Here is a 12,026-nt window from a genome sequence, read left to right on the forward strand (position 1 = left end):
AAACAGCCTGCTGGGTTCTTTTCCCCCTATTTTTTATAAAAGAGTAGACAAAAGAGGTTCGCGATACTAATCTACCAACTAGATGGTTGGTACTGATTACACCAGCTATACCTTTTATCAAGAAATTACAGGAGCCATTATGTCTACTACCGTTAAACCTTCTGCAGACGCAGCTGCGATCCACAATACCCGTGAAGCAGTTCGCAGCCAGCCTGGCCTGGGTAACCTGACTTTCCAGATGAAAGCCCGTTCCAGCGGCGGATTAACCGTTCGCACAGAGACCGGCGCCACAATCCAGAACGGCGTTATCGATACCAGCCGTGTGGGGAAATTTTCTAATATCGGTGATGAACCCGCAGGTTTACTCGGCACCGATACCGGCATGAGCCCGACTGAATACATCATGCAGGCGCTGGCTGGCTGTTATACCGCCACCCTTACCATGATGGCTGCTGAAAAAGGGATCGACCTGGACGGTATCGAGCTGGATCTTAATTTCGATATCAACCTCAACGGCTTCCTTGGGCTGGACAGCAACGTGCGTAAAGGTGCGAAATCTATTCGCGTCGATGTTCACCTTACGAGCAAGACCGCCAGTCGCGAGGAGTTAGAAGCGCTGGTCAGCGAAATGCAAAAGAATTCGCCAATCCACGATACTCTGGCTAATCCGGTTGAAATGATTACACGCCTGGCGTGATGTCAGAGATGTAATGCTGCCATTCAGAATGCAGGATGGCAGTGACGTTCAGCTCTGCACGATACTGAGTTAGTGATACAACTTGCTACGGAAAAATAGCAACAATATAATCTATCAACTAGTAGATTATATGGAGTAATTATGACAACCATGACACGGGAACGGCTGCTCAGCGAAGCAGAACACCTGATGCGCGAAAAAGGGTATTCAGCATTCAGCTATGCTGATTTATCAAAAATAGTGGGTATCACCAAGGCCAGTATTCATCACCATTTCCCGACCAAAGATATTCTGGGTGAGCAGGTGGTAATACAGGCGTTCTCTGATACACAACGCGTATTTGAGCAGATAGAGGCGACTGAGAAAAGCGCGGAGAGAAGAATTGCGGCTTACATCGATATCTTCGCGCAAAGCCATAAAGCTTCGCTACTGCCACTGTGTTGTGCGTTGTCAGCAGAGACCGCCAATCTGCCTCAGGCAATTACTGTACAGACATCACTTTATTTCGATATGCAAATCGAGTGGCTCACAAAAGTCGTCAGGGCGGGCATGGAGTCAGGTGAGTTTTCATCCCATACCGAACCATCAGATATTGCTTTGATGATCATTAATGTCTGTGAAGGCTCAAGCGTAGTGGCGCATGCAACGGCCAGACCCGAAGTCTTCGCCAACAGCCTTAAGTATATAAAACTGCTTCTTAATACCCCTCATTCAGGAGAATGACACTATGCTGGACTGGAACAACTATCGCTCAGAGTTAATGCAACGTTTAGGCGAGTTGGGCAAACTGACCCCCGAGACCATGAAAGGCGTGGTTGCCCTGGGCAACGCAGGTAACAAAACTGACCTTTTGGGCGCAAAAGTGCGTGAACTCATTGCCCTGGCGTGCGCAGTCACAACCCGCTGCGACGGCTGTATTGCTTTTCACGCCGACGCCGCTGTGAAAGCCGGTGCAACCGACGCTGAAATTGCTGAAGCGCTGGGCGTGGCGATTAACCTCAACGCTGGCGCGGCGGTCATTTATTCAGCCCGCACTCTGGATGCCGTCGGTCAGGCACGCGGTTAAGCATTAATAAATTCCACGTTAAAAGGGCATTACTGCCCTTTTTTTATGTCCGCAATAGCCTGAGCATATACCGATGCAGGTTTCACACCCGGTATGCGTTTAACTAATTGCCCTTCATGAAATATCAGCACAGACGGCAGCCCCCAGATCTCGTATTTGGTTGTCAGCACCGGCGCCTGATCTACATTGACTTTCCCCACCTGAATATCTCTATCGAGCCGGTCTGCAAACTGACTGAACATTTCTTCGCTGGCCTGACAGGGCGGACACCAGGGTGCAGAGAAACGTACCACCGATATTCCTTTGTACTGCTCTATCTGGCGGAAATTATCTTCGTTATAAGCTGTTAATGTACGCATGGTGATGACCTCGCAAAATGAGTGACAATTCAGAAATGGCTGCGTTATGACAAAAAAATACGACACACCCATTGACCTACCTACTAGATGGTTGGTATATTGCCACCCATCAGATGTTTATGCAACTCCAGTGCGCGACGTCCAGTCGATGATACTGCCGGGCTGTGCAAATCCCTGCCGGGATACTCCTTTTTGTTTTTTGTGAGGTATACGATGAGTAAGCTTTTCACCCCCTACAATCTGTCTGGCCTGGCGTTAAAAAACCGTGTAGTCATGGCACCGATGACCCGCACCCGCACCATGAATGACGTGCCGGATGAGGTCGTGGCTTTGTACTATGCACAGCGTGCTTCTGCTGGCCTGCTCATCACCGAAGGGATGCCGGTTTCAGAAGAAGGCCGGGGTTACCTTTATACCCCTGGTATCTACAACGACGAACACGTCCAGGGCTGGCGTAAGGTGACACAAGCGGTTCACGCCAAAGGTGGCCGTATTTTCGCGCAGCTCTGGCACGTCGGCCGTATGTCTCACGTCTCTCTTCAGCCAGGCCACATAGCGCCGGTTTCAGCGGGCACCGTTCAGGCGGTCAATACCACCGTTTTTGCGCTGACCGAATCCGGAGAACCGGGCCCGGTTGTACCAAGCCAGCCACGCGCGCTGGAAACGCATGAAGTTAAACGCATCACTGCAGACTTCGTGCACTCCGCACGCCTGGCGATGGAAGCCGGCTTTGACGGCGTGGAAATCATGGCGGCAAACGGATTCATCTTTGACCAGTTCCTCAGTAGCGAACTGAACACCCGCACCGACGAATACGGCGGCTCGGTGGAAAATCGTCAGCGTTTCCTGCTGGAGACCATTGACGCCGTGGCGGAGGCCGTGGGTAACAGCCACGTTGCCGTGCGCCTGTCACCGTTCGGCCGCATTTATGACCTCGCGCCGTATGAAGGTGAAGAGCAAACCTGGTCAGCCATCACCGACGCGCTCGGTCAGCGGGAACTGGCCTACGTACACCTTTACTATCAGCCGGTGTACACCAAAGCGCCACTTCCGGAAGGCTTCCGCCGCCGTTTTCGCAACACGTTTAAAGGCACCATCATCGCTGCCGGCGGTTTTACCCGTGATATCGCAGAGCAGGCTCTGGAAGATGATGAGCTGGATCTGGTGGCATTTGGTGTGCCCTACATCGCTAACCCGGATCTGGTTGAAAGAATGCAAAACGGCTGGCCACTGGCAGAAAGTGACCGCGCCACCTACTACGGCGTCAGTGGTTCCCCGGAAAAAGGCTATACCGATTACCCGGTCTGGCAGGCGCAATAAATCCCATACGGTCGCGGTTCTCTGATAAGTGAGATCCGACCGCCCAACGTCTTTGAGGAATCATTATGCAAACGCTGAAACCCACCCTTACCATCGATATCTGGTCAGATTTGGTCTGCCCGTGGTGCTGGATTGCTAAAAAAAGATTTGAACAGGGTCTGAATCGCTTTGAATTTCGCGACCAGGTGGTGATCCGCCATCACAGCTACCGTCTGGCCGGTGGTACTCCCGCGATGCCTTTTAAGGATGCCATCGTTAAAAAGCTGGGCAGTCAGCATTCAGCGGAGCTGATGATGAATCAGGTGGGCACCGCCGGTAAATCTGAAGGTCTGATCTACAACTTCGACGGCATGATGTTTGGTGATACAGAAGATGCACACACCCTGCTGGTTGCCGCGCGTAAGGCCGGAATTGCGGACGCGGTGGAAGAACGTTTTTATCATGGCAGTATCACCGAAGGTCGCTCTCTCTTTGACCGTCAGCAGCTCGTTGCCATGGCCGTAGAAGCCGGTATGCCGAAAGCTGACGCTGAAGCCGCCCTGGAAAATGACGATTTTCGCGCCACCGTTTCCGACGATGAAGCCCACGCACAGTCTATTGGCCTCAGCGGCGTTCCGGTTTTTGTGATGAACGAAAAATATGCCATCAGCGGGGCTCAGGCAGCAGATAACTTTTTGAATGCCCTGCGTCAGGTCTGGGATGAACAGCAAACCGAATTTTCAGCCACTGCGGGTCAGACCTGCGGAACGGATGGCTGCAGTATTTAATCCGTCAACCGCCGGCAGTTTCACGCTGCCGGCAACGTCTTACCCACCAGTAATGGAGTCAGAAAATGAACACTTTTTTCAAAGGTAAAAAACTGCTCGTCGTCGGCGGTACCAGCGGCATGGGCCTGGCCGTGGCACGCATGGTACTGGAAGCGGGCGGCAGTGTCGTGCTGACCGGGAATAAAAAAGACAAAGCCGAAGCGGTGCAAAAAGAACTGAGCCCTCTGGGACCGGTTGCGGTCATCGCGGCGAACCTGATGACCGAAGAAGGTATGGAAACTATCCGTCAGGAAATTAATGCTCACCATCGCGATATCAGCCTGATGGTGAATGCCGCCGGTATCTTCATGCCCAAAGGATTTACCGAGCACAGCTTTGCCGATTATGACATGTATCTTTCGCTGAACCGAGCCACGTTCTTTATTACACAGGATGTCGTGAAGAACATGCTCGCCGCGAAGCTCGAAGGGTCTATCGTCAACGTCGGTTCGATTGGTGCTCAGGCTGCACTGGGTGACTCGCCGGCCTCGGCCTATTCAATGGCAAAAGCGGGTCTGCATGCCCTGACGCGTAATCTGGCGATTGAGCTGGCCAGCGCGGGTATTCGTGTCAACGCGGTGTCTCCCGGGATTGTTCATACGCCGATATACGAAGGCTTCATGGACAAAGCGGATATCGCAGATGCTATGAAGTCGCTGAACGATTTCCACCCGCTGGGACGCGTCGGAACTGCCGAAGATGTGGCAAACACTATTCTCTTCCTGTTGTCTGACAAAACCTCATGGGTGACGGGCGCTATCTGGGATGTCGATGCGGGCATCATGGCGGTCAGACGATAACCCCGTGACGCTGGCATAAGCCGCCCCTTAAGGGCGGCATTTTTTTGTCGCCAGACATGTCATCAGCAGGCTTCACTAAGAATATTCACGACCTGTTCATCCGTGCCTTTTGTGTTCCCGGCACAGGGTGTTATGCCGGGTTCTGACGACATCCTGACAGGACAAAACGGCCAGAGAGAAAGGGGTTATACACGATGAGGAGCCGGTATCCGCAGTACCTGTGAAATTCTTTTCATCCCTGCTGTCAGCATACTCCGTGGGCAGGCCAGATTTAACCGGATATATCCGTCCCCATTGTCGACAAACAGCAAGCCCCCTTCAAGAAGGACCCCTGACTCCCGGGCAAAATACAGCGATAAATCCTCACCTGCGGTGTCGGGCAGGTAGCGGCTAATATCTATCCAGGCCAGATATGTCCCTTCGGGGATCGAGAACTTGGTTTCGGGTAAATAGCTTTTGAGATAGTCGTGCAGGTACTGGAAATTGCCGTCAATATATTCCCTCAGATGGACAAGCCAGTCATCACATTCACTCCACGCCGCTTTGTTTGCTGCCAGGCTCAGTGGAGAGATGAACTCGTCGTGTCTGAGACGTCACTCGCTTCTGACACCGGGATCCGGAATAATGATATTTGCCAACAAATTCCCGGCCAGATTGAATGTTTTACTCGAGGACATGCAGGTAATAATGCGTGTAGAATCAGGGAAAAGAGAGGCGGCCGGTGTATGACCGATACCGCTTCGGGACAGGTCGCAGTGAATTTCGTCAGATATCACCCAGATATCACCCAGATGTCATTGGCCAGGCAAATTTCAATAATCCGCTTAAGTTCATCAGGCCGCCAGACTCGTCCGGTCGGGTTATGCGGATTACACAGGAAAAGAATTTTCACACGTAAATCGGCCTGACTGGCTTTGCGTGCAAAGTCTTCCCAGTCAGGTTCCCAGCCGCCTGCTGATTTTTTTAACGCCGAGTACACCACGCGACGCTGACTGTATTCGCCCGCCTTTTTAAACGGGCCATATGAAGGCGTCATAATAAGAATACTGTCATCCATGTCGGTCAGAAGCGGGACGAGACGGTTCAGCGCGGGAATAATGCCCGGAGACAGCACAATGTCTTCCGTTTTGAAACGGTGACCATATTGTCGCTCACACCAGCTGCCAAAGATCTCATAGTATTCTTCGTCGTAGATTTTAGTGTAGCCGAGTATTTTTCTATCCAGACGGTCTCTGATGGCCTGAAGAATCGGCTCTGGTGTGGCAAAAGCCATGTCAGCAACCCAGAGGTTGATTAGCCCTTCAGCCGGATACCGCATTGCAAATTCGGACTGTCCCGAAAACAGGTATTCCCGACAGCCGTCCACGGTGAGACTGTCTGTTTTCTCTCTGCTTACGTACTCATCAAAATCATATTTCATTTCATAAACCTGCCTTAGGTGTAGTCAGAAACGTCGACCTCAGTATTACTGTCAGTCTGATGCCGGAGCGGGAAAACTGGCTCGTGTGATTAACATAAGAGAATCATCACAACTGCATGAATTAATTGCGTTATTAAGGTTCTCTCGCCTTTGTCATCGACTGACGGGGGGATTTCTCGCGTGTCACCATCACAATGCCAGTCAGCACCGCCAGGGCAGAAAATATCGTTCTGACCGTCAGTGATTCATCCAGGAATACCACACCCCCTAGCATTGCCAGACAGGGAACGCTGAGCTGAAGGGTACTGGCGGTGATAGAGCCGAGAGAGGGTAAAAGGGTATACCACAATACATATGCACCGGCTGAGGCGGCGGCACCGGACAGCAATGACAAAGCAATGCCCGCAGCATCATAGTGACCCTGCTTCATAAACAGCAACGAAAGAGCGAGAGCCATCGGCGTGGCGAGTACAAAATTTGCCGCCGTTGAAGCCCCGGCCGCCTGGCCCGCCCTCCCCCTGACGGAATAGGCGGCCCAGGCTAATCCGGCAACGATCATCATAAGTGCACTGTAAAGCGGCGGTGCCTTCGCCCCGGGTAACAGCAGGGCAGCAATTCCTGCCAGAGCAATAACTAAACCGCAAGCCCGCATAACGGAGAGTGATTCCCCTTTAAATAATCCGTGGATCACCATCGCAAACTGTACGGCACCAAAAAGTAACAGCGCACCTGCCCCGGTATCGAGATGGATATAGGCGACAGAGAAGAGCACTGCGTACACCATGAGGTAAAATCCGCTCAGCGGACGCCACAGCGATAATGTAGTTTTTGCGTGATAAAACAAGAAAGGTGACAGGACGAGTGCACCACTGGCCAGCCTGAGGCTGCTGAATGAAAGGGGATCAATGTGGCCTCCCTGCAGGGCCAGACGGCACAGAATAGAGTTTGCAGCAAACGCCAGCATTGCCAGGGATATTTTAAGAATGAGCGCGCAATTGGCCATTCAGTGAGACCTCATAAAATTCTTGTAAACTACCATCTAGTTGGTAGCATAGCGTAAGTGATCACCGAACAGGAAGCAATAATCAGCTTTCAAACTGGAAGGTGAGGACAGGCATTCGGAATGAATTCTGTTTCACATCCCCAGTAGAGGAAGGAAAACGCGTAATGCCAGATGCAGAGCAGAAGATTATTTTTCCCTGCGATTAAACATATGAAATCAGTTTAAGACCTGGAATATCCTATGAAAAAACTAAAATTTACGTTCAAAAATGCGGCTGGTGAAGAACTGGCCGGATTGCTTGAACTTCCTGAAAATCCTAAAGCGTTTGCGCTGTTAGCTCATTGTTTTACGTGTGGCAAAGACCTCAAAGGCGCGGCGCGTATTGCGCGGAAACTGACAGAGAATGCTATCGCCGTTCTCCGGTTTGATTTTACTGGTCTGGGAAACAGCGAAGGGGATTTTTCCAACACCAACTTCTCATCCAATATTTCGGACCTGCTTTGCGCGGTAGATTATCTCCGCCGACAGTACGAAGCGCCTTCTTTGCTCATCGGCCATAGCCTGGGGGGATCGGCCATTCTGTCTATTGCCGGCGAAGTTCCTGAGGCAAAGGCCGTTGTCACCATAGGATCACCCGGAGAACTGACACACGTAAAACGTCTTTTTAAGGATGATGTTGAAAACATTAACCAGCATGGAGCCTATCCCGTTGAGCTGGCCGGGCGGGTATTTACCTTAAAGAAACAGATGCTGGACAATATTCAGGAACACAAAATCGCTCATAAGGTGTTCGCCATGAACAAGCCTCTGCTTATTTTTCATGCGACTGAAGATGATACTGTGTTAATTGAGCAGGCCGAAAAAATATTCAAAGCAGCAAAGCATCCCAAGAGTTTCATTTCGTTGGGTAAGGCGGATCACCTTCTGACTCATGCTCAGGATGCTGAATACGTTGCCGATATCATTATATCGTGGAGCGAATGTTACCTATAAACAGAGTAAATGCGTTCAAACTCGTAGCGCAGAGGGCGATTTTCTGCAGAGATCGGACGCTGTTTATGCTGGACTGATTTTGCGATAAAGGCTTAGGCCGATGCATACAGGCGGGGCTGAATAAGGGTGAGGCCCTTGGGCGAGCATCCTTCATGCACCGGCTGAATGAAATCAGGGATCTGGGGGTGGGAGGATCAGCGTTACCACGCCACCGGCGCTGACACTACATACGGCGGCGATAACACTCTGGAATACAGTTTATATAGAAAGAACCATTGAGCCGCTTAAGCAAAAAGGAGTCCCTGTTAATGAACTGCTGGTCTCTCATCCTTCTCCACTGCTGTACAAAATATAGTCTTAGCGTGGGATAATTTCCGTTTTCCAAGCGGCCCCCTGATATAACGCCATAGCATCTCTTCCTGAGTGAGCCGTTGAATACGATGCCGCTGTGTTCGATGGTCAAAGTAATGATGGACCACGGCTCCGCCGGTGTAATGACGCAATTTTGAGGCGGCAATCGGTGGGCGTTTTAAGTAACGGCCGAGATAATTGACGTTTTGTCGGGGATTTCGAGTCTTTTTCGCAAAGTGAATTTTCCAGCGGCGCTGGAATTGGGCCTCAAGAAACTGGCACCACTCACGATAATCACGGATATGTGGGTAGCTTGCGGTGGGTAAATTCAGTGAAGGATAATTTTTTCGTAGCAAGTTGATGACGGCCTGACGCCAGTAACGCTCAACGATTTTCTTTTTGAAGAAGATAGGGCGCCAGATACCGTGTTTGTGACACAGCCCACCGCGAGTCACCGATAAATGGATATGAGGATGTTGATTGAGTTGGCGACCGTAAGTGTGAAGGGCGACAAACAAGCCGATTTCGATGCTGAGTTTTTTCGCCCATTTCAGCAGGGTATTGGCAGCGCAGGCAAAAAGTTGATTAAGTAGCGGCCAGTTGTTGGTAAAAGCAGACCAGAGTTTATCAGGCATGGTGAAGGTGATGTGCTGCCATTCACAGTCAGGGAGAACATGTTGTTGCTGGGCAATCCATTGCTCCGTGGCCTTCATGCCACAGGCACTGCAACCTTTACTTTTGCAACTTTGGCAGAAATACTTTGTGTGCGAGCAGGCAGGTGAGGCACAGCAATACCGGCGAATGCCCATGGCACTGGTCCCGCAAGCGAGCACGCGCTCAATGACGAGTTTAGTCCACTCAGGAATGGAATGGCCATTTTTAATGAGTAGCTGATCCCATCCATCATCAATTTGGAAAAGAAGTTTTGCGGGTCGAGGTATGTGCATTGAGGGATTATAGCGAGCGATGAAGCCTGAATAAAGCTTTACTCTTACAGAGCCTTAGCTCCCACCGTAGGTGGGCAACTGTTCTTGAGGTAAAATTCGGGGGTTAGCCTTAAGAAAAGCCGCTTTATTGCCTCTATCACATCCATAAACGGCTTCAATATAGTCAATCAATTTCATGTTAATTAACACTCTTGTTTATATGCAAATGTGTTTATATCATAATGTCGGCATGATTTATAGCGTAAGATCCGATAATATCGGCATAACACATCAGTCAGAGGAGTTAAGTGTGTTTATCATTTTAATGACGACACAAGTTATTGTGTTTTGCTTGATGTTATTTGTGTATCTGCGTTCACGTCTTCATGGTGGGTCAGATAAATATTTAAACACATTAGTCTTTTGTTTTATTTTATTGACCGTGACACTCATCATCACCCAATCGCCAGCCCCACGCTTATGGAATGAAATGTAAAGCCAATCCCTTGAATGGTTTGTCGTTTAGACGTTAATGGTTGTCAAATTAGCTTAATATCATGACTATTTAGCAAATAGTGTTAACATTTTTCGTGATTGGATTGACATCCTGACCTGGACGAAAATAAGTGTGATTTTTCATTTATCGTCCATGAATTCACTAATTTATTGAAATAATGACATTAAATTGATTGAATGGGTGGGCGAAAAGGCCAATTCGACTTAACGTGAACATGAAAAGTCGAAAAACAGACAGAAAATCGATTCTGCGCTATGATGCACAGTCTTTAGTGAAGAGTGAGTGAATAATGAAACCTAAGCACACGCCGACGGCACATGATGCGGCTTTTAAAGGGTTTATGACGCAAGTGGAGAATGCGCGGGACTTTTTTGATATCCACTTGCCCGAGCACATTAAATCACTGTGTGATTTTAGTACCTTGACCCTGACAAACTCCTCGTTTATTGATAAACAATTACGCTCACGCTTATCGGATGTGCTCTATTCGGTACAAACGACGGAGGGGGAAGGATATGTCTATTTGGTTCTGGAACACCAATCGACGCCTGATAAACTCATGGCTTGGCGACTTATTCACTATGCCTTCTTAGCCATGAATCAGCACCTTCAGCAAGGCCATAAAACACTCCCGTTAGTGATCCCCGTGCTGTTTTATCACGGTGGCCGTTCGCCCTACCCCTATTCCCAATTGTGGACCGATTGTTTTTCGTTACCGGATATGGCCTATGAATTGTATACTCAACCGTTCCCGTTGGTTGATGTGACGGTAATTGATGATAATGAATTGGTGAATCATCGCAAAGTGGCTGTGATGGAGCTGGCGATGAAGCACAAATATTTACGGGATAAATTTGACACGATTATCCCCCTATTGGCACAAGCGATGGATCAACAGTATAATAGTGATAATGACATCGTGACGATGCTTAATTACCTGTTTATTACGCTGGACTCCCCCAACTTTGAACATATTGTCCAGCAATTGAGTGAACAGGCAGAAAGACACAAGGAGGCAATTATGAATATTGCACAACGCTTGCAAGACAAAGGCGAGAAAATCGGCTGGGAAAAAGGCCGTGAAGAAGGCCGCGAAGAAGGTATGCGGGAAGCTAAAATTACAATGGCTCGTAACTTGCTTAAAAATGGGGTTAGCCTTGATCTTATTGTTGAGAGTACCGGTTTAAGCCGTGAAGAGCTCATTTCCCTTCAGTAGTATTACCCTATTCCTTAGTCATTTTTGTGCTTAACGCAAACGTCGCTAGCTCAATGAGTTTAGCGATGTTTTGTGCTTTTTCATAACGTTTGTAACTTCGCACACTTACGCCCAGTTCTTCAGCTGCGCGTTCCTGATCCCAATTCATTCCTCGTCGCCACAATTTCAATTCAAATCCAGCGTATTCCCTTTACTATCAACTGCACGGTATAGATATGCCCATTTTCCATTGATTTTTATATAAGTTTCATCAAGGTGCCAGGTTCGGGCACCGGTTGAATTATGCCAATACCATCGGAGTTTCTTGTCCATTTGTGGTGCACAGCGCTGAACCCAACGATAGACTGAGGTGTGCTCCACATTTACTCCACGCTCGGTCAGCATTTCCTGCAGCTCATGGTAACTGATGCCGTACTTACAGTACCAACGTACCGCCCACAGGATGATAATGCCAGTGAAATGGCGACCTTTAAATGCATTCATGAAGTAAGCTTCCATCGCGGGCTGGTTAACTTAGCATAAGAGGTCATTCAAACTTTGCAACAGTGCCCC

At 49.4% G+C, this 12,026-nt stretch carries 13 protein-coding genes and 3 pseudogenes; 10 read left to right on the forward strand and 6 right to left on the reverse strand.

Going from position 1 to position 12,026, the window contains the following annotated elements:
• The first annotated feature begins 139 nt into the window (after positions 1–139).
• The 3 genes from PR767_RS20950 (at position 140) to PR767_RS20960 (ending at position 1,763) form a co-directional block, all read left to right on the forward strand.
• Positions 140–697: an OsmC family protein gene (locus PR767_RS20950; RefSeq protein WP_000108589.1), complete on the forward strand. Its 558-nt coding sequence runs from the start codon at positions 140–142 to the stop codon at positions 695–697.
• 141 nt (positions 698–838) lie between these two features.
• A complete protein-coding gene (locus PR767_RS20955; protein ID WP_105668135.1) occupies positions 839–1,420 on the forward strand; it encodes a TetR/AcrR family transcriptional regulator in 582 nt (193 codons plus the stop codon).
• Positions 1,421–1,424: 4 nt separating this feature from the next.
• Positions 1,425–1,763, forward strand: coding sequence for a carboxymuconolactone decarboxylase family protein (locus tag PR767_RS20960; protein ID WP_000888080.1), 339 nt, complete (start codon positions 1,425–1,427; stop codon positions 1,761–1,763).
• A gap of 29 nt (positions 1,764–1,792) precedes the next feature.
• Here the strand turns inward: PR767_RS20960 and PR767_RS20965 are convergent, their stop codons facing one another.
• Positions 1,793–2,122, reverse strand: a complete 330-nt coding sequence (locus tag PR767_RS20965; protein WP_002431133.1) for a thioredoxin family protein — start codon at positions 2,120–2,122, stop codon at positions 1,793–1,795.
• A 213-nt stretch (positions 2,123–2,335) separates the two neighbouring features.
• Between PR767_RS20965 and PR767_RS20970 the strand changes: the two genes are divergently transcribed.
• The 3 genes from PR767_RS20970 (at position 2,336) to PR767_RS20980 (ending at position 5,048) form a co-directional block, all read left to right on the forward strand.
• Positions 2,336–3,442 carry an alkene reductase gene (locus PR767_RS20970; protein ID WP_006687059.1) on the forward strand — a complete coding sequence of 369 codons (1,107 nt, stop codon included), beginning with the start codon at positions 2,336–2,338 and terminating at the stop codon, positions 3,440–3,442.
• 65 nt (positions 3,443–3,507) lie between these two features.
• Entirely contained in the window at positions 3,508–4,209 is a 702-nt protein-coding gene (locus PR767_RS20975) for a DsbA family oxidoreductase (protein ID WP_001194072.1), read from the forward strand.
• Between the two features lie 65 nt (positions 4,210–4,274).
• On the forward strand, positions 4,275–5,048 hold the full coding sequence (locus PR767_RS20980; protein ID WP_004729618.1) for an SDR family NAD(P)-dependent oxidoreductase: 774 nt from the start codon (positions 4,275–4,277) through the stop codon (positions 5,046–5,048).
• Positions 5,049–5,820: 772 nt separating this feature from the next.
• Here PR767_RS20980 and PR767_RS20985 read toward each other — a convergent pair.
• Both PR767_RS20985 and PR767_RS20990 read right to left on the reverse strand, forming a co-directional pair.
• Positions 5,821–6,468, reverse strand: a complete 648-nt coding sequence (locus PR767_RS20985; protein WP_272520897.1) for an aminotransferase class I/II-fold pyridoxal phosphate-dependent enzyme — start codon at positions 6,466–6,468, stop codon at positions 5,821–5,823.
• 133 nt (positions 6,469–6,601) lie between these two features.
• On the reverse strand, positions 6,602–7,471 hold the full coding sequence (locus tag PR767_RS20990) for a DMT family transporter (RefSeq protein WP_001567390.1): 870 nt from the start codon (positions 7,469–7,471) through the stop codon (positions 6,602–6,604).
• 240 nt (positions 7,472–7,711) lie between these two features.
• On the opposite strand from PR767_RS20990, the gene PR767_RS20995 reads away from it, so the two are divergent.
• Both PR767_RS20995 and PR767_RS21000 read left to right on the forward strand, forming a co-directional pair.
• Positions 7,712–8,464: an alpha/beta hydrolase family protein gene (locus PR767_RS20995; RefSeq protein WP_004729622.1), complete on the forward strand. Its 753-nt coding sequence runs from the start codon at positions 7,712–7,714 to the stop codon at positions 8,462–8,464.
• Between the two features lie 26 nt (positions 8,465–8,490).
• Positions 8,491–8,804 (forward strand): annotated as a pseudogene (locus PR767_RS21000) (Tn3 family transposase); the annotation flags it as partial.
• A 55-nt stretch (positions 8,805–8,859) separates the two neighbouring features.
• Here PR767_RS21000 and PR767_RS21005 read toward each other — a convergent pair.
• Positions 8,860–9,762 (reverse strand): annotated as a pseudogene (locus PR767_RS21005) (IS91 family transposase); the annotation flags it as partial.
• A 289-nt stretch (positions 9,763–10,051) separates the two neighbouring features.
• Between PR767_RS21005 and PR767_RS21010 the strand changes: the two are divergent.
• Both PR767_RS21010 and PR767_RS21015 read left to right on the forward strand, forming a co-directional pair.
• Complete coding sequence (locus PR767_RS21010; RefSeq protein ID WP_006663562.1) at positions 10,052–10,237, forward strand: hypothetical protein; 186 nt, start codon at positions 10,052–10,054, stop codon at positions 10,235–10,237.
• Between the two features lie 310 nt (positions 10,238–10,547).
• A complete protein-coding gene (locus tag PR767_RS21015; protein WP_272520899.1) occupies positions 10,548–11,474 on the forward strand; it encodes an Rpn family recombination-promoting nuclease/putative transposase in 927 nt (308 codons plus the stop codon).
• Positions 11,475–11,481: 7 nt separating this feature from the next.
• Here the strand turns inward: PR767_RS21015 and PR767_RS21020 are convergent, their stop codons facing one another.
• Positions 11,482–11,622, reverse strand: coding sequence for a helix-turn-helix domain-containing protein (locus PR767_RS21020; protein ID WP_231137044.1), 141 nt, complete (start codon positions 11,620–11,622; stop codon positions 11,482–11,484).
• A gap of 26 nt (positions 11,623–11,648) precedes the next feature.
• Positions 11,649–11,957 (reverse strand): annotated as a pseudogene (locus PR767_RS21025) (IS6 family transposase); the annotation flags it as partial.
• Between the last annotated feature and the right edge of the window lie 69 nt (positions 11,958–12,026).

This window comes from Providencia sp. PROV223 (genome assembly GCF_028479245.1).
Classification (GTDB): domain Bacteria; phylum Pseudomonadota; class Gammaproteobacteria; order Enterobacterales; family Enterobacteriaceae; genus Providencia; species Providencia rettgeri.